Raw genomic sequence first — 17,626 nt, 5'->3', positions numbered from 1 at the left:
CCTTACCGTTGGAGAGGGGCGGTGGCGGAGGATGGATCGGCGTCCGGGCAGTTGGCGGGCGGCTGATCGGATGTCGTGCGAAATGTCAGGAGATGGGGCTGTCCATCCGGCGTCAGGGAGAGGGTGCGACCGGCAAGGCTCAAGCGATATTTCTGCCTCGGCGTTGCCAGGATCGCCAGAGGATCGACGTCGCGATCGATGCCTTCCATGACCACCCAGCCATCCTCCAGCCGGGTCGTCTGGCCGGCATCGGCGGGAACGCCGGCGCCGAAGGTCTTGAAGCGGGTGGCGACGACCTCGATGCTGCCATCCGCCTCGATCTCGAAGACCTCCTGCCAGTCTTCCATCTCGACCGAATGGACCCAGGACAAGGTGAAGCGATCACCCGTTTGAACGGGAAAGCAAAGAAGGGGCGTTTCCGCCTCGGCGATGACGAGGTGTTGGGCGTTTTGGGTGCGACCGGCTTCGCCGGGATCGACGGGAGAAGCCGCACCCGCGGCTGCGGCCGCCCAGAAGAAGGCGGCCGCAACGACGATGAGGGAAGGGCGCATGGTCCGCCCGATCCTGTTCAAGCTTACTGGCTCGAGGTCTCGCCGCCTTCGACCGTCTTGTAGAATTCGGCCGCGCCGGGATGAACGGGAGCCACGAGACCCTTATCCATCGTGGCCGGGTCGAACTGGGTCAGGGCGCCGACCGAGACATTGCCGGACTTCAGATAGGCGTAGAACTTCTCGGCGAGCTGTTCGGCCACCGTGTCGTCGAGCGACCCGGGCACCACGAGCATGTTGCGGATAGCGACCGTATCGAGCGTGTTCTGAAGGTCGTAGGCATCCGCCTTGCCGGCCGGAATCTCGTAGGATTCGTAATAGGGATAGGCGGCGAGAAGCTTCTCGGCGACCTCGCCGTCAACAGGGACGAAAGTGATGTCGTTCGTCTGCATGAGGCCGGTGATCGAGGAGTTCGGCACGCCGGAGGTGAAGAAGGCGGCGTCGAGATTGCCGTTGCTCATATCGGTGACTGAATCGGCATAGCCGGTGTTGGAGACACGGGCGAGGTCGTCATAGGTCATGCCGGCCGCTTCCAGCACCTTCTGGGCGCTCTGCTCGACGCCCGAGCCGACCTTGCCGACGCCGACGCGCTTGCCCTTGAGATCGGCGACGGTCTTGATGCCGCTATCGGCGGTCGCGACGATCTGGACGACATTCGGATAGAGCCCGGCGATCGCCTTGAGATCGACCTTGTTGCCCTCGAACTGGCCTTTGCCCTCGACAGCGTCATAGGCGACGTCGCTCATGACGATGGCGACCTGGTTCAGCCCATCCTGGATGTTCTGGATGTTGGCGACCGACGCGCCGGTGGAGACGACCTGCACGTCGCCAATCGCGTCGCTGTCCTCGAAGACGCGCTTCAGGGCGCCGCCGATCGGATAATAGCTGCCGGATGTACCGCCCGTGCCGAAGATGAGATTGGTCTCCTGAGCCTTGGCGGCCTGAGGCGCGCCTGCCGCGAGCGACAGCGCCAGGCCTGCGGCGAAAGCCATAGGCAAAGTGCGAAACGACTTGATGAGGTTCATGTTATGCGCCTCCCGAATGCGCTAGTTATGTCCGAGGGGGAGCATACCGATTGTCCGGCCAGGTGCAACGACTGGCTGCCGGGGTGTCCATGTCGAATCAGGCGGGCGTCGTGACGAAGCGCGCCGAAAGGGAATGAAGAAGAGAGGCCGGTTTGGACGTTTTCTTTGCCAGGGAGCAGCTCGCTCATCGACCCGTACAGTATGGCGTTCACGGGCGACTGGTGCGCCCGCTTGAAAATCCCGAACGAGCCGAGACGCTGATCGAGCGCCTTACGGACCTCGGGCTTTCCGTTGCCGAGCCGCGCGATTGCGGTCGCTCCATGATCGAGGCGGTTCACGCCGATCACTATGTGACCTTCCTGGAAACAGCCTTTGAGCGCTTCCGGGCTTTGCCCAATGCCGGGCCGGAGGTCTTGCCGAACGTCCATCCCTATTCGACGCCCGCCGCCCATCTCGCCGCGCGGCCGGCTCCTCGCACGACCGGCATCCTCGGCCAGGCCGGATGGTATATCGGCGATCTCTCCTGCGCCATGGGCGAGGGGACCTATCGGGCAGCCTATCATTCGGCGATGAGCGCAGCCTCGGCCGCCGAAACGGTCGCCGAAGGCGTTGGCTCGGCCTTCGCGCTGTGCCGCCCTCCGGGCCATCACGCCTATGCCGATCGCGCGACCGGCTTCTGCTTCTTCAACAATGCGGCGATCGCCGCGCAAAGGCTGCGGAAGACCTTTTCCAAGGTTGCGATCATCGACTTCGACACCCATCACGGTGACGGCACGCAGGCGATCTTCTATCGGCGCAGCGATGTCTTCGTGGGCTCGGTCCATACGGACCCGACCAGCTACTATCCCCATTATTACGGCTATGCGGACGAGCGCGGCGAAGGAGAGGGCGAGGGCTTCAACTTCAATTTGCCTCTCGCCACAGGGTCCGGGGACGACGACTATGTCTCCGCCGTCACCGAGCTCCTCTCAGCCGCAAAGCGCTTCGGTGCCGAGGCGCTCGTCGTCTCAGCCGGCTGGGACGCCCATCGCGACGATCCGCTGTCGCGTCTGAACGTCTCGAGCGAAGCCTATCCGCGCATCGGCGAGATCTTCGGGAAAGCCGGCTTGCCGACGGTCATCGTGCAGGAAGGTGGCTATTCCCTCGTCGCCGTCGCCGAATGCGCCCCGGCTTTCACAGAGGCTTTCCTGTCGAACGCTTGATTCAGGTGGCGGGGCGGTCAGGGCCGCCCTTTCACCGATGGCGACCGAAGCGCAGGTCCTCGACGATCGAGGCGCCGGCACCGAGGCGGATCTTGTAGACCTGATAATTCTCCATGATGCGCTGAACATAGGCGCGCGTCTCGGTGAAGGGGATGCGCTCGACCCAGTCGACGACCTCGTCGATCGGCTTGCCGCGCGGATCGCCAAAGCGCTCGATCCATTCCTTCGCCCGGCGCGGACCGGCATTATAGGCCGCGAAGGTCAGGACGTAGGAGCCGTCGAAATTCTCGATCTGCTCGCCGAGAAAGCGCGCGCCAAGGGTGGCGTTATAAGCCGGGTCGGCGGTGAGGCGCGACTGGCTGTAGGGCAGGCCCGCCCGCCGCGCGACCTGCTGGGCCGTGCCGGGCATGAGCTGCAGGAGACCGAGCGCGCCGGCGCCCGATCGTGCCTTCGGATTGAAAGCGCTTTCCTGGCGCGCGATCGCATAAGCGAGTGCCTTGCCGGCTGCCGAGATCTCCGCGCTTGCCGGAATGACGCCGACGGGGAAGGCGAGCGCCGGCGCGTCGACGCCTCGCCAATAAGCAAGCTTGCCGACGGTGAGGGACAGATGATGGTCGCCGCGCCGCTCGGCCATGACCGAGAGCATCGCGAGCTCGCCGGGGCTCTGCAATTCGTCGCCGAGCGCGCGGTAAAGAATGTCGGCGCGCCAGTCCGAGCCGATCGATTCAAGGCGGCGGATCGCCTGCACGGCCTCGCGCGATTCGAAGCGGCGCCGCTCCGCATCGCTCGGGCTCGGAAAGGCGATCGAGCCCGGCGCGCGGCCGAGCTTGGCGGCGGAAAGCTGACCGTAATAGGTCGTCGAATGTTGGGCGGCTGAGGCGTAATAGCTCGCCGCATTGCCGCCGCCGCCGGCTTCCGCCGCTCGGCCGAGCCAGTAATAGCCGCGCGAGACGGAAATCGGCTTGGACGAGACCTTCAGGATATTGGCGAAATGGCTGTGGGCCGTGCGCGGATCGTTGAGGAAGCGAAGCGCGATCCAGCCGGCGTGAAATTCGGCCTCGGCGCGCTCCACGTCGTCCTTGGCCGAATGGCCAGCCGCGATCTTGTAGGCGAGCTGCGGCTTGCCAATGTCGAGGAGGTCGCGGGCGAGAATCCGCCGCTCGTTCCACCAGGCGTCCGGATCGATCAGCTTGGCCGGATCGCGCGTCGTATCGAGAACGATCCCGGCGGCCTCCGAGACGCGGCCCGCCTTGCGGGCGCTTTCGGCGAGAGCGAAGCGATAGCTGACGCCGCGCTGGTTCGCCGGCACCTGATTGAGGAGCGAGCCCGCATTGGACTGGCCGCGAATTGCGGCCGTGCGCGCCTTGAAGAGGGTCGTCGCGCCGGCCCGTCCCGCCTGACGCTCGGCATCGCTGATACGATCGGCATAGAGAAACATCTCCATGCGATGGAGATGATCGTCGCGCGTCAGCAGCGTCTCGAAATTCTTCAGAACTGCCCGTTCTGTGGCGACGTCCATCCGCTCTGTGCGCCAGAGTTTGGAGATGAGCGCTTTGGCGTTACCCGCCTGTCCGGCCTGGATATAGGCGCGGGCCAGCGCCATCGTGCCTTCCGGGCTTTCCGGCGCGCCGCTTCCGAATGCGGAGATGACGGCCTGGGCCGGCCGGCCTTCGCGCCAAAGCGCCTTCTCGCTGTTGATCCGAAGACGCTTCATGCCCGGCCAACCGGACAGTTCGGCCGCCGCCGAAGCGATCTCGACCGAGGGCACGTCGTCGGCGCCCGACAGCGCGATCGCCCAGGTCAGGATCTTTCGGTCGAGCGAACCGGGTCTCAGCCCCTCGCGGATGCGGCGCGCCTTGGTCTCGTCCCGGTCGGAAAGCGCCTGAAGCCCTTCCTTCAATTCGCCCCGCATCGGCGCGACGGCGGTGTTGCGCATGCCGGTCGCCGCGATCGAGGCGGTGAACGCCCCGGCCGAGGACGGCAGGTCCGGCGCAGAGCGGCTGACGAGCGGATTGGCGGGTGCCGTTACCTTGCGCCCGAAGCGCCAGGGATCGAGATCGTTGCCGATCGGCTCGCTGGTGCGAGACGCCGCGGCGTTCGAGGTCTGGACGGGTGTCGGCGCGGCATAGAGCGGCGCCCCGCCATTGGGGCGCGGGCGCGGCATCGGCCCGGCGTCAGGCAGCAGGGAAGAGGCAAGGCTCGTCCCCGGCGACCCGATCAGGATGGAGGCCGACAGGATCGCGAGGATGCAGCGTGTGGCAGAGCGTGTCATGGATCAGCAGAACTCGTTTCCGGACTTTTCCGCAACGCCGCCGGGCCCGAAACGCCGTCATCGCACCCGGGGCCTTTCAAAGGCTCGCCACGGCGCGACGGATACGGCCAATTCCGAGAACGGGACCGGCATGATGGTTTCGAAAGTCTCACACGATCAGCCTTAAGGCTTCGTTTCCAACAACGGGGACATCGCTGCCTAGGTGATGCGGATCCCGTGCGACACCCTGCGCCGAAACCCTGTTTTGTCGGCCTTCCCACCATTGGCAAGCGCCTTTTCAGGGTATATCGCGGTTCTTCGTCAAGAATTGGGAAGGCCGTCTTCGATATGAATCGGTCCCTTGGTGGGACGAGGACGGGAAAGTGCGAGGCGATATGTTCAAGGGTTCGATTCCGGCGCTGGTGACGCCGTTCGACGAGACGGGAGCGTTGGACGAGGCCGGTTATCGGGACTTCGTCGAATGGCAGATTGGCGAGGGATCGCATGGCGTGGTGCCGGTCGGCACGACCGGCGAGTCGCCGACGTTGACCCATGACGAGCACAAGCGGGCTGTCGAGATCTGTGTCGAGACCGTGAACAAGCGCATTCCAGTGATTGCCGGCGCTGGCTCCAACAACACGGCCGAAGCGATCGATCTTGCCCGTTTCGCCGAGAGCGCCGGGGCCGACGGTCTCCTCGTCGTCACGCCCTATTACAACAAGCCGAACCAGCGCGGCCTCTACGCCCATTATGCCGCGATCGCCAAGGCGGTCTCGCTGCCGATCATCATCTACAATATTCCCGGCCGCTCGATCATCGACATGACGCCGGAGACGATGGGCCGGCTCGCCAAGGACTTCGACAACATCATCGGCGTGAAGGATGCGACGGCCAAGGTCGAGCGCGTCTCCGAACAGCGCCTTTCCTGCGGCCAGGATTTCGTGCAGCTCTCCGGCGAGGACGCAACCTGTCTCGGCTTCAACGCCCATGGCGGCGTCGGTTGCATCTCGGTCAGCGCAAATGTGGCGCCGTCGCTCTGCGCCAATTTCCAGGCGGCTTGCGCCCAGGCCGATTTCGAGACGGCGCTGTCCTATCACGACCGGTTGGCGCCGCTCCACAAGGCGCTGTTCATCGAGCCGAACCCGGCGGGCGTCAAATACGCCCTGTCGCGCATCGGACGGGGCCGCAACACCTTGCGCTCGCCGATGGTGCCGATCGAGGCTTCGACCGAAAAGGCGATCGACGACGCGCTGCGCCATGCGGGCCTTCTGGATTGAAATCACCGGCCTCAGACGCAATCTAAGCCGGTCCGAGAGAGTTTGTCCGAAAACGGACCGGAACAGATGAAAGGGATCGAGGCGCCGAATGCTGCGCCTCGTCGAAACCATGGCGAAGAAGAAATCGGCCGGCAGCAACATTGCGGCGGAGAACCGCAAGGCGCGCTTCAATTACGAGATCGTCGACACGCTTGAGGCGGGTCTCGCTTTGACGGGGACCGAGGTGAAGTCGCTGCGCGGCGGCAAGGCCTCGATCGCCGAAGCCTATGCGACGGAAGAGCAAGGCGAGCTCTGGCTGATCAATTCCAACCTGCCGGAATATCTCCAGGCCAACCGCTTCAACCACAATCCGAAGCGACGGCGGAAGCTCCTCGTCCATAAGGCCCAGCTCAATCGGCTGGCGGGTGCCGTCCAGCGCGACGGCATGACCCTCGTTCCGTTGAAGATTTACTTCAACGACAAGGGCACGGCGAAGCTGGAACTCGCGCTGGCCAAGGGCAAGAACGCGCCGGACAAGCGCCAGTCGATCAAGGAACGCGACTGGAACCGTCAGAAGCAGCGGATTCTGAAACAGGGTTGAGCGCCTGCCGCAGCAGGCGGGGCAGTCAGGTCAGGCCCCGAACACCGACCAGCCCATGCGCTGGGTGAGCTTTTCCAGCGCGATCCGGCCGAGATGGGAATTGCCGGACGCATCGAGGCCGGGCGACCAGACGGCGATGGAAGCCTTGCCCGGCGCGATCGCCAAAATGCCGCCGCCGACGCCGCTTTTGCCCGGCAGGCCGACGCGATAGGCGAATTCGCCCGAGCCGTCATAATGGCCGCAGGTCAGCATCACCGCATTGATGCGCCGCGCCCGCTCGGCCGAGACGACCGAAAAGCCGGTTACCGGATCGCGGCCAAGATGGGCGAGGAAGCTGCCGGCCCGCGCCAGCTGGCGAACGGTCATGGCGATGGCGCAATGGTGGAAATAGACGCCCAGCGTATAGTCGACAGTCCCGGTGACCGTGCCGAAGGCCTTCATGAAATTCGCCAACGCCCGGTTGGAATAACCCGTGCGCTGTTCGGAAGCAGCGACCGCCTCGTCGATATAGATCGCATCGTCGTCCGCGAGATATTGAAGGAAGCGCAGGATCTCGCCGAGCGCCTCGCGCGGCTGGTATTTCGACAGGATGAGATCGGTGACGGAGATCGCGCCGGCATTGATGAAGGGATTGCGCGGCCGCCCCTTCTCGAATTCGAGCTGGACGATCGAATTGAACGGGCTGCCCGAGGGCTCCCGCCCGACCCGCTGCCAGACGACGTCGCCCATCATGCCGAGGGCCAGCGTCAGGGTGAAGACCTTCGAGACGCTTTGGATGGAAAAGGGCGTGTTGCAATCGCCCGCCGCGATCACCTCGCCGTCCTTCGTCGCGACCGCGATCGCGAATTGGCCGGGATCAACCCGGCCAAGCTCAGGAATATAGGTCGCGACCGCGCCCCGATCGGGCCTCACGCGCATCTCTTCCGCAATCTCGCGGACGGCAGCTTCGATCTCGCTCAAACGGGTCTCCGGGCCGGAACCAGCCTCCCGCTCCCTTATAGAAAGCCCTTGGGGTGAAGGGGAAGGGGCCGTTCGGCCTCAGCCCTCCTGTTTGACCTCGTGCTTAGGCCCGCGTCCGAAGTCGGGGCTAGCCGTATCCTGGCCGGCCTCGATGATCTCCCGGCGGATTTTTCGCGTGCGGGAGAAGAGTTCGAACAGGCTGTCGCCGTCGCCCCAGCGGATCGCCCGTTGGAGGGAGGCGAGATCTTCGGAAAAACGGCCGAGCATTTCCAGAACCGCTTCCCGGTTGTTCAAGAAGACGTCGCGCCACATGGTCGGGTCGGAGGCGGCGATGCGGGTAAAGTCGCGAAAGCCGGAAGCCGAGAACTTCACCACTTCGCTCTCCGTGACCTTTTCCAGATCGGCAGCCGTTCCGACGATGTTGTAGGCGATGAGATGCGGCACATGGGAGACGATGGCGAGGACGAGATCGTGATGCTCGGCGCTCATCACCTCCACATCCGAGCCGCAGGCCGTCCAAAAGGCCTTCAGCCGCTCGACCGCCGTCTCGTCCGACCCCTCTACGGGGGTAAGGATGCACCAACGGCGCTCGAAAAGCTCCAGGAAGCCGGCATCGGGGCCGGATTGCTCGGTGCCCGCGATCGGGTGGGCAGGGACGAAATGGACATTCTCTGGCAGATGCGGCTGCATCGCCTTGACGACCGAGGCCTTCACCGAGCCCACATCCGAGACGATGGCCCCAGGCGCGAGCGAAGCCGCGATCTCCTTCGTTACCGCGCCGACGGAGCCGACGGGAACGCAGAGGATGACGAGATCGGCGCCCGCGACGGCATCCGCCGCTTCCAGATGATAGCTGTCGCCGAGGTCGAGCGCTTCGGCGCGCTTCAAGGTCTCGGCCCGCCGTGTCGTGATGGCGATGTGCTGCGCGAGGCCATGCGCCTTCATATTATGGGCGAGCGACGAGCCGATCAGGCCGATGCCGATGAGGGCGACCCGCGAAAAGGGTTGGAAGGCTTCCGCCATCAGCTTTGTCCCAGAAAGTCTGCCAAGGCAGCCACCGCGCCGCGATTGGCCTCTTCCGACCCGATCGACATGCGAAGCGCGTTGGGGAAGCCATAGCCGGCGACACGGCGCAGGATGAAGCCCCGCGCCGTCAGATAGGCGTCGGCCTCGGCGGCGGTGGCGCCCGGCTTCTCGGGGAAATGGATGAGCACGAAATTGCCGACGCTCGGCGTCACCAACAGGCCGAGGCCTTCCAGCGCTCCGACCGTCCAGGCGAGCCATTCGGCGTTGTGGTCGGCGGCCTTTTCAACGAAGGCGCGGTCGCGGATCGCCGCTGCCCCGGCCGCGATCGCCGGCGCGTTCAGGTTGAAGGGCCCGCGCACCCGGTCGAGCACCGAGACGATCGCCTCCGGCCCGTAGAGCCAGCCGATCCGCAGCGCCGCCAGGCCGTAGATCTTCGAGAAGGTGCGCGTCATCACGACATTGCTCGAGGCCGAGACGAGCTCCATCCCGGCGGCATAGTCGTTGCGCCGGACATATTCGGCATAGGCCGCGTCGAGGACGAGAATGACATGGCCGGGCAGGCTCGCCTGCAGACGCCTCACCTCGTCGAAGGGCAGATAGGTGCCGGTCGGATTGTTCGGATTGGCGAGGAAGACGAGCTTCGTGCGCTCGGTGACGCAGGACAGGATCGCGTCCACATCGGCCGTCGCATTCGTCTCCTTGGCCACCACGGGTGTTGCCCCGCGCGCCCGGATCTGGATGTCATAGACAAGAAAGCCGTGCTCGGTGTGGATCGCCTCGTCGCCGTGCGCCAGATAGCATTGGCAGAGAAGGCCAAGCAGCTCGTCCGAACCGTTGCCACAAAGAAGGTTCTTGGGGTTCAGCCCATGGACCTCCGCGATCGCAGCCTTCAGCGCGCTCGCCTGTCCGTCGGGGTAGAGTTCCGGCTTCGACAAAGCATTTCGCGCCGCTTCCAGGGCGACCGGCGAGGCGCCGAGCGGCGTCTCGTTGGAAGAGAGCTTGTGCAGCTTCACCCCTTCCGGCGCCAAGCTCTTGCCGGGGACGTAAGGGTCGATGTCGAGAATGCCGTCGATCGGTTGCGGGGTCGTCATGGCTTGAAGGTCTTTCGGCCGAGCGTCAGAGCTTTGCGGATGGCGTTGACGCGGTCTGAACGCCATTCGGATAGGGGATGGTCGGGGCGTAGCCGCCGACGGGGGCGATGTCGAGGCCATGGCTGAGGCGGGCGGTGATGGCGTCCACCCCTTCGCGCGTTGCGACGAGCGCGCTGAAAAGGCCTGTGCCGTAGGGCGCCTGGGAAAGAATCGTCAGGCCCTCCGATACGGGCGCCATGGCGCTCAGCCCATCGACCCGGTAACAGGTGATCTCGGGACTAACAGGGTCGGCGAGCGGCGGCGCGATCACGACGGCCGGCCGTCCGGCCGGCCTGTTCTCGGCCTCGATGAAGGGCAGGCGGCAGACGATCTGGGCTTTGCGCAAGCCCTGCCACCACGGATAAAGCCCTTCGAGCGGCAGAATGCCAAGCTTGTCGCCGCCGGCTTCGATCGTCGCGACGACGTCCTGGGCCGTCGCTTCCATGAGGAGCGGGACGGAAAAGCCGAAATAAAAGCGCGCCGTATCGACCGCGGCCATCAGGTCGCCCTCCATCGGCGTCGCATGGACCGAGAAGGGCGCCTGGAGCGCTGTGAAGGTTGAGATGATCTCCCGCCAAAGATGCTCGACGGCGGTCACCGGCAGATGGCCGCCATGGCGGGCGACGAGCTCGTGCATCATCGAGGCTTCGCGCCCCGGGCGGAAAGCGGCGCCGTTGCGCGCCGTTCCCTTCACCTCGATAAGGGTGTCGATGACGGTGGCGCGCTGCATCAGGAGGCGATGGACGGATTCGTCGATGGCGTCGATCTTCGCCCGAAGTTCCACGAGACGCTGAGGGTCGCCGGTCAAACTCTCGCTCATGGGATCGTCGTCTTTCCGATTGGGCAGATTCAGGGCCGATGGTTCAAGCGACGCGCCCCAGCGTCACAATGAACGCCTTCTAATCCAAATCGGGGACGGGTGGGAACCGGTCACATACGTCGTTCGCCGGTTTAATAGGGCCGCCCGATCGGCTTTCGGAGCTGCGATCGGAGCCCATTTCGCGATCGACGTCGAGATCGATCGCCGAGTTGACCTCGGTCAAGCGATGAAACCTCCCCCTATGGCAAAACGTCTTTCATCAAGAAGCGCATTCGGATGAACGCGCGACGACCTCGAGGAGGACCTGCCATGTATACGAATCTGCTCGTCCCGGTCGACCTGTCTCATCTCGAGCGGATGGACAAGGCGCTTTCGACCGCCGCCAAGCTCGCGCAGACCTTCGACGCCTCGGTCACCTATCTGGGGGTCGGTTCGGGCTCGCCGAGCGGACCGGGCCGGACGCCCGAGGAGTTCGGCGAGCACTTGAAACGCTTTGCGAGGGGCGAAGGCGAGAAGCACGGATTGGAGACGAACGCCCATCCGGTCATCGTCCACGATCCGGCCGTCGAGCTGGACCACGCTATTCTGCAGGCCGCGCAGGACGGCAATGCCGATCTCATCGTGATGGCGAGCCATGTGCCGGGCATTCCCGACCACTTCTTCTCGTCCCATGGCGGCAAGGTTGCGACCCGGGCCGGCATTTCGGTCTTCGTGGTGCGCTAGAACCGGAGGCCATCGCACGGCCTGCCGAACGCGGCGCCAGGCCGAACGAAAAGCGCCGGGTCACGCTTCGACGGCCCGGCGCGTCCTCCAATTCGATCGCTCGCAGGCGATCAGGCCGAAACGGCCTCGCCGGTGGCGCCATCGGCCTCGCCATCCGAGACCTTCTTGGCGAAGCAGTCGAAGAATTCGCCCGAGAGCTTCTTGGCGGTGGAATCGATCAGCCGGCCGCCGAGCTGGGCAAGCTTGCCGCCGACCTGGGCATTCACCTCATAGGTGAGGATCGTCTCGGTGGGGCTCGCCTCTTGAAGATGGACGTCGGCGCCGCCCTTGGCAAAGCCCGCAATGCCGCCCTTGCCCTCGCCGACGATCGAATAACCCTCGGGCGCGTTGATGTTCTCGAGCCGCACTTCGCCGTTAAAGGTCGCCTTGACCGGCCCGATCTTGATCTTGACCGTCGCCGCCATGGTGTTGTCCTCATTCATGGTCAGGCTTTCACAGCCGGGGATGCATTCGCGCAGCGTGTCCGGGTCGTTCAGCGCCTTCCAGACCGTTTCGCGATCGGCGGGCAGACGGTATTCACCCTTGAGTTCCATTTGGGTCTCCTCCCTTTCGAGCCTTCGGACCATGACGCCGAAGGATCTCAAAACCCCTCGGCGAGCCTCACGGGCCGCAACAAACCAGTCGGAGCCATTCGGCTGAATGGCCCAGGTGCCTTCGCCGCGCCCGATCCTTTAAGGCGGATCAGGAGAGGGTCGCGCCTCTCCCGATAAGTCCCTCCCGGACCTGCGAGCGCCGAACGCACAACATCCAGCCCCTAGCATCACGCCTTGAGCGGCTTTGCCAAGGGCTTCGGCAGCGTTTATGCAGCGCTTTGAACCAAAGGACGAAAGGCGGGACGGCGTGGCACGCAAGCGAGACGGACGAGGCGACAAGCGAACGGGCGGCGAGGGCCGCGGCGGCGCGCGTGCTCGTCCGGGTGGTTCGCGTGACGCGCGTCCCGCTAAGGGGCAAGACGAGGCGGGGCGAGGGCGGACAAGGCCGACCTCGGCTTCTCAGGCCAAAACGGCGGCTTCCGAGGGCAAGAGTGCGAGGGCCATATCTCAAGAGACGCCGGCCCTTGCCGCCGACGCGGGCCCAAGCGTCAAGCGTCTCGACCTGCCCCGTCCGACGGGCCCGCGCCCTAAGCTCGCCGCGCCCGCGATCCTCACCGTCAAACCGGACGAGACTTACGGCCTTCTCGACACCGGCGATGGGGAGAAGCTGGAGCGCTATGGCCCGCTGACCGTTCGCCGCCCGGAAAATCAGGCGATCTGGCCACGCCGCCGGACCTCCAGCGAATGGGACGGGGCCGACGCGATCTTCACCGGCGACACCGACGAGGAGGGAACCGGGCGCTGGCGCTTTCCCGCCGAGCCGCTCGGCGAGACCTGGCCACTCGCCTATGACGGCATCGCCTATCACGGCCGGTTTACAAGCTTTCGCCATACTGGCGTTTTCCCCGAACAGGCGGCCCATTGGTCCTTTCTGTCCGAGGCGATCGCTGGGGCCGGGCGGCCTGTGCGGCTTCTCAATCTTTTCGGCTATACGGGGCTCGCCTCGCTCGTCGCCGCCCGCGCCGGCGCCGAGGTGACCCATGTGGACGCCTCGAAGAAGGCGATCGGTTGGGCGCGGGAGAATCAGGCGCTCGCCGAAATGGACGACAAGCCGATCCGCTGGATCTGCGAGGATGCCGTCCGCTATGCCGAGCGAGAGGTCAAGCGCGGCAGCGGCTATGAGGCGATCCTCCTCGATCCCCCGAAATTCGGCCGTGGCCCCAAGGGCGAGGTCTGGCAGTTGTTCGAAGATCTGCCCTATCTCCTGGGTCTCACCCGCGCGCTCCTGTCCGATCGCCCGCTTTTCCTGATCTTGACCGCCTATTCGATCCGCGCCTCCTTCTTCTCCCTCGGCGCGCTGATGGGCGAGAGCTTTCGCGGTCTTGGCGGACAGATCGAGGCCGGCGAACTTCTCATCGAGGAGGAGGGCGAGGACCCGCGCCTTCTTTCCACCTCCCTCTTTTCCCGCTGGACGGCCTGACCGACGATGACTGAGAGACCCGACGCGCCCCATCGCCGCCGCAGCCAGGGCCTTGCCGCGCCCGGCCGGGTGAAGGAGGTGACGAGCACCGCCAATCCGATCGTCAAGGATATCCGCGCGCTCGCCCAGAAGAAGCATCGCGACGAGACGGGGCTGTTTCTGGCGGAGGGGCTGAAGCTCGTCATCGACGCCCTCGACGCCGGCTGGGAGATATCGAGCCTCGTCGTTGCCAAGGCGGCTTCCGATAATCCGCTTCTGCAGAAGACCGCTTCGCGAACGGTCGCGCTCGGCGCCGATCTGATCGAGGCCAATGGCAAGGTGCTGGAGGCGATCACCCGGCGGGACAATCCGCAAAGCGCGATCGGCGTGTTCCGCAAGCGGCTGACGCCACTCGACGCCTTACGCATCAAACCCGGAGAGGCGCTGATCGCGCTGGACCGGGTGCGCGATCCGGGCAATCTCGGCACGGTGCTTCGAACAGCCGATGCGGCGGGCGCGGCCGGCGTCGTTCTGATCGGCGAGACGGTCGATCCCTTTTCGCTGGAGGCCGTGCGGGCAACCATGGGCTCGATCTTCGCGGTGCCGCTCGCCCGGGCAAGCGAGGCCGATTTCCTCAAATGGCGTAGATCGACGCCCGCGCTCGTCGTCGGCACCCATATGAAGGGCGAGACCGACTATCGTGACCCGGATTATGGCGCCAAGGGCGCAGTTCTGCTGATGGGCAACGAGCAGGCGGGCCTGACCGACACGCTGGCGGAGTCCTGCGACACGCTGGTGCGCATTCCCCAAGCGGGCCGCGCCGATAGCCTCAATCTCGCCGTAGCCACGGGCGTCATGCTGTTCGAGGCACGCCGCGGAGTTCTGAAACTATGAAGCCGAGCCGCCGCCTTCTGACCTTGAACATCGTCGTGGTAGTTCTCGCGGTCGTCCTCGATCAGGTGGTGAAGGCGATCGTCGTCGCCACCATGCCGCTCGGCGAGATGATCCCGATCATGCCGTTTCTGGCGCTGCTTCACGCCAGAAATACCGGCATCGCTTTCTCGATGCTCGCCGGCCTCGGGCCGATCGAACTCGCCGGCCTTGCGGCCGTGGTCCTCGTCGCCGTGCTCTGGCTCTGGGTGAAGACCCCGCCCGATCGCAAGCTCACCCATTTCGCCCTCGCCATCGTCGTCGGCGGGGCAATCGGCAATCTCATCGATCGTCTCGTCCTCGGCTATGTGGTCGACTATGTCTATTTCCACACGCCGGTCTGGAGCTTCGCGGTCTTCAATCTCGCCGACAGCTTCATCAGCGTCGGCGCCTTTCTCATCGTGATCGACGAGTTCCTGCTCGCGCCGCGTAAGGAGGCCGCGTTGGCGCGCAAGGGCAGGCCGGGCGAGGGGAATTGACATCGGGCTCGCTCGCCCTCTCTGCTGACGAAAAACGGGACGGGGAGACGATGATGGCGGAGCGGTTTCGAGCGGTTCTGATTTCGCGGGACGAAGACAAGAACCAGTCGGTCGAGATCACCGAGCTTGGGCTCGACGATCTGATGGAAGGCGACGTCACCGTCGCGGTCGAGGCGACCACCGTCAATTATAAAGATGGCCTCGCCATCACAGGCGCCTCGCCGGTCGTGCGCCGCTGGCCAATGATTCCGGGCGTCGATCTCGCCGGCCAAATCGTCACTTCCGACCATCCCGATTGGAAGCCGGGCGATAAGGTCATTCTCAATGGCTGGGGATGCGGCGAAACCCATTTCGGGGCCTATGCCGAGCGGGCGCGGCTCAAAGGCGATTGGCTGGTCCCGCTCCCGGATGCTTTCACGGCCGAACAGGCGATGGGGATCGGCACGGCGGGCTATACGGCGATGCTCTCGGTTCTCGCCCTCGAAGAGGCCGGCATGACCCCGGACAAGGGGCCGGCGATCGTCACGGGCGCCTCTGGCGGCGTCGGCTCCTTCGCGGTCGCGCTGCTCGCGGCCAAGGGCTGGCATGTGATCGCCGCGACTGGACGCACCGGCGAGAGCGATTACCTGAAGGGCCTCGGAGTGGCCGAGATCATCGACCGTGTCGAATTGTCCGAAAAGGGAAAGCCCCTCGCTAAGGAGCGCTGGGCGGTCGGCATCGACAGCGTCGGCAGCCACACACTGGCCAATGTGCTGGCGGGCACATCCTATGGCGGAGCCGTCGCCGCCTGCGGTCTCGCCCAAGGGCCGGACCTGCCGGCCACCGTCATGCCGTTCATCCTGCGCGGCGTTTCGCTTCTCGGCGTCGATTCGGTCATGGCGCCCAAAGAGCGGCGCTTGAAGGCCTGGTCGCGGCTTGCAAGCGACCTCGACCCGAAGGTGATCAAGGCAATCACCTCCATCGTCGCCTTCGATGAGGTGATCGAGACCGCGAAACGCATTCTCGACGGCTCGATCCGCGGCCGAGTCGTGGTGAAGATGTGACGCTTCTGCTTTACGCGACCGGAACTTGGCGCAGGACCTGCCGTTTATGACAATGGTCTGCTACGACAGCGCGTCATGAAACCGTCGCTGAATCATCGTAGATGAGCACGGACTACTCGACGGAGGACGACATGGTTGCGCACGCGGCCGTCCATCAAGCCACTCGCCCGGAAAAGTTCAGCCTGAAATTTCGGTTCGGTTCGTCGCGTTTCACGACCGGAAGCTTCAAGGGCATGCCGGCGAAGATCGTGCATCTGGCACGCCGCTTCGACCCGCTCGCGCCCTCGCTCGGACGTCTGGGCTCTTTGGAAGTGCGGCTGGCCCGCACCCCGGTGGAGGTGAAGGCCGCCCAGCAGCTGCGCTATCACGTCTTCTACGAAGAGATGAGCGCGCGCCCGAATCGCTTCCAGCAGCTGACGCGCCGGGACCGCGACGCCTTCGACCGATGGTGCGACCATCTCCTCGTCATCGATCACGACCGAGACGGGCCGATTACCGAACGGATCGTGGGCACCTATCGCCTGCTGCGCGCCGAACAGGCCCAGCTCGCTGGCGGCTTCTACACGGCTGGCGAATTCAACATCGCGCCGATGCTCGCCCGGCATCCCGGTCGCCGCTTCCTCGAACTTGGCCGCTCCTGCGTCTTACGCGACTATCGCGGCAAGCGCACTGTGGAGCTCTTGTGGCAGGGCATCTGGGCTTATGTGCTCGCTCACGACATCGACGTGATGTTCGGCTGCGCTTCCATCGCCGGCACCGATCCGGACAAGATCGCCTTGCCGCTCGCCTTCCTGCGCGACAATGCCCCGTCGCCCGCCGAATGGCGCGTGCGCGCCCATGATCATTGTGGCACCTTCATCAGCGCGGATGTCGCGAATGCCGATCCGAAGCGCGCGCTGGCTTCCCTGCCGCCGCTTCTGAAGGGCTATCTGCGCATCGGCGGCTATATCGGCGAGGGCGCCGTGGTCGACCATCAATTCGGCACGACCGACGTTCTCGTGGTCCTGCCGCGCGAGCGCATCAATCCGCGCTATGTCACCTATTACGGCGCCGATGCCAGCCGCTTTGCGGCTTGATGGGCTCGTCCCGCGCGCTTTTGTGACGGGCAAGAGCGAGATGCGACCAATCGGGATCGCGGTACACGACACTACGCTTACAAGCGCAGCCTGCGACCTGGTCGAGAAATCGATTCCTTCGATGCATCGTCATTCTCGGGCGCCGTCCCGAGAATCCAGAAACGTCTGAAAATAGAGAGGTTTCACTGGCGTACTGGATGCTCGGGACGGGGCCCGAGCATGACGAACGCGATGCATGTGAACGCCCGACTTGCAAGCGCCGAGACCTCTCCAGACGCCGTGCGAAGAGACTGTCGTGTACCGTGAATCGGGATCGCCATTTCTCTCTAGCCCTTTGTTCTGCCGCATGATGTGATCGGAAAAGTCATGCAACTTTTCCGCATCAGGCTCTAGGGCCGCTCGCCGGGGAATGGCAACTGTGTTCATGCGAAGGCCTTTTTGTCTCTCTGCATGGCGTTGAGGACGGTGAGAAGCTTTCTGGCGACGGCGATGATTGCGACTTTC

The 17,626-nt window shown here is 64.8% G+C and carries 17 protein-coding genes; 9 read left to right on the top strand and 8 right to left on the bottom strand.

Annotated features, from left to right (window positions below; genetic code table 11):
• Positions 1–2: 2 nt before the first annotated feature.
• On the bottom strand, positions 3–551 hold the full coding sequence (locus B9A15_RS14680; RefSeq protein ID WP_084411074.1) for a DUF1850 domain-containing protein: 549 nt from the start codon (positions 549–551) through the stop codon (positions 3–5).
• 23 nt (positions 552–574) lie between these two features.
• The gene (locus B9A15_RS14675; RefSeq protein WP_084411072.1) at positions 575–1,573 is read right to left on the bottom strand and encodes a TAXI family TRAP transporter solute-binding subunit; all 999 of its coding nucleotides are present in this window, start codon (positions 1,571–1,573) and stop codon (positions 575–577) included.
• A 152-nt stretch (positions 1,574–1,725) separates the two neighbouring features.
• Here B9A15_RS14675 and B9A15_RS14670 point away from each other — a divergent pair, with 152 nt between their 5' ends.
• Positions 1,726–2,775: a histone deacetylase family protein gene (locus tag B9A15_RS14670; RefSeq protein ID WP_084411070.1), complete on the top strand. Its 1,050-nt coding sequence runs from the start codon at positions 1,726–1,728 to the stop codon at positions 2,773–2,775.
• 31 nt (positions 2,776–2,806) lie between these two features.
• On the opposite strand, the gene B9A15_RS14665 is transcribed toward B9A15_RS14670, so the two are convergent.
• On the bottom strand, positions 2,807–4,939 hold the full coding sequence (locus tag B9A15_RS14665; protein ID WP_084411214.1) for a lytic transglycosylase domain-containing protein: 2,133 nt from the start codon (positions 4,937–4,939) through the stop codon (positions 2,807–2,809).
• Positions 4,940–5,421: 482 nt separating this feature from the next.
• Between B9A15_RS14665 and dapA the strand changes: the two genes are divergently transcribed.
• Positions 5,422–6,303, top strand: a complete 882-nt coding sequence (gene dapA / locus B9A15_RS14660; protein ID WP_084411068.1) for a 4-hydroxy-tetrahydrodipicolinate synthase — start codon at positions 5,422–5,424, stop codon at positions 6,301–6,303.
• 109 nt (positions 6,304–6,412) lie between these two features.
• On the top strand, positions 6,413–6,883 hold the full coding sequence (gene smpB / locus B9A15_RS14655) for an SsrA-binding protein SmpB (protein ID WP_084411212.1): 471 nt from the start codon (positions 6,413–6,415) through the stop codon (positions 6,881–6,883).
• A gap of 30 nt (positions 6,884–6,913) precedes the next feature.
• Here the strand turns inward: smpB and B9A15_RS14650 are convergent, their stop codons facing one another.
• The 4 genes from B9A15_RS14650 to pheA all read right to left on the bottom strand — a co-directional run bounded on the left by B9A15_RS14650 (position 6,914) and on the right by pheA (position 10,819).
• A complete protein-coding gene (locus B9A15_RS14650) occupies positions 6,914–7,843 on the bottom strand; it encodes a glutaminase (RefSeq protein WP_084411066.1) in 930 nt (309 codons plus the stop codon).
• A 78-nt stretch (positions 7,844–7,921) separates the two neighbouring features.
• Complete coding sequence (locus B9A15_RS14645) at positions 7,922–8,866, bottom strand: prephenate/arogenate dehydrogenase family protein (protein ID WP_084411065.1); 945 nt, start codon at positions 8,864–8,866, stop codon at positions 7,922–7,924.
• Positions 8,866–9,960 carry a pyridoxal phosphate-dependent aminotransferase gene (locus B9A15_RS14640; RefSeq protein ID WP_084411063.1) on the bottom strand — a complete coding sequence of 365 codons (1,095 nt, stop codon included), beginning with the start codon at positions 9,958–9,960 and terminating at the stop codon, positions 8,866–8,868. Before B9A15_RS14640 ends, B9A15_RS14645 begins: the two co-directional genes overlap by 1 nt.
• Positions 9,961–9,985: 25 nt before the next feature.
• A complete protein-coding gene (pheA, locus tag B9A15_RS14635) occupies positions 9,986–10,819 on the bottom strand; it encodes a chorismate mutase (protein WP_084411061.1) in 834 nt (277 codons plus the stop codon).
• A 309-nt stretch (positions 10,820–11,128) separates the two neighbouring features.
• Here pheA and B9A15_RS14630 point away from each other — a divergent pair, with 309 nt between their 5' ends.
• On the top strand, positions 11,129–11,542 hold the full coding sequence (locus B9A15_RS14630) for a universal stress protein (protein WP_084411059.1): 414 nt from the start codon (positions 11,129–11,131) through the stop codon (positions 11,540–11,542).
• 110 nt (positions 11,543–11,652) lie between these two features.
• Here B9A15_RS14630 and B9A15_RS14625 read toward each other — a convergent pair whose 3' ends face one another.
• Positions 11,653–12,135, bottom strand: coding sequence for an SRPBCC family protein (locus tag B9A15_RS14625; protein WP_084411057.1), 483 nt, complete (start codon positions 12,133–12,135; stop codon positions 11,653–11,655).
• Between the two features lie 268 nt (positions 12,136–12,403).
• On the opposite strand from B9A15_RS14625, the gene B9A15_RS14620 reads away from it, so the two are divergent.
• The 5 genes from B9A15_RS14620 (at position 12,404) to olsB (ending at position 17,122) form a co-directional block, all read left to right on the top strand.
• The gene (locus B9A15_RS14620) at positions 12,404–13,615 is read left to right on the top strand and encodes a class I SAM-dependent methyltransferase (protein ID WP_084411055.1); all 1,212 of its coding nucleotides are present in this window, start codon (positions 12,404–12,406) and stop codon (positions 13,613–13,615) included.
• Positions 13,616–13,621: 6 nt separating this feature from the next.
• Complete coding sequence (locus tag B9A15_RS14615; RefSeq protein ID WP_084411053.1) at positions 13,622–14,488, top strand: TrmH family RNA methyltransferase; 867 nt, start codon at positions 13,622–13,624, stop codon at positions 14,486–14,488.
• On the top strand, positions 14,485–15,003 hold the full coding sequence (gene lspA / locus B9A15_RS14610; protein ID WP_084411051.1) for a signal peptidase II: 519 nt from the start codon (positions 14,485–14,487) through the stop codon (positions 15,001–15,003). The genes B9A15_RS14615 and lspA overlap by 4 nt, the downstream gene beginning before the upstream one ends.
• Positions 15,004–15,056: 53 nt before the next feature.
• Complete coding sequence (gene acuI / locus B9A15_RS14605) at positions 15,057–16,046, top strand: acrylyl-CoA reductase (NADPH) (RefSeq protein ID WP_084411210.1); 990 nt, start codon at positions 15,057–15,059, stop codon at positions 16,044–16,046.
• A 233-nt stretch (positions 16,047–16,279) separates the two neighbouring features.
• Positions 16,280–17,122 carry a l-ornithine N(alpha)-acyltransferase gene (gene olsB, locus B9A15_RS14600; RefSeq protein ID WP_244556973.1) on the top strand — a complete coding sequence of 281 codons (843 nt, stop codon included), beginning with the start codon at positions 16,280–16,282 and terminating at the stop codon, positions 17,120–17,122.
• Positions 17,123–17,626: the final 504 nt, after the last annotated feature.

Origin of the sequence: Fulvimarina manganoxydans, assembly GCF_900176465.1 — a bacterium.
GTDB classification, from domain to species: Bacteria; Pseudomonadota; Alphaproteobacteria; order Rhizobiales; family Rhizobiaceae; genus Fulvimarina; species Fulvimarina manganoxydans.
This window is presented reverse-complemented; position numbering and strand designations above follow the sequence as displayed.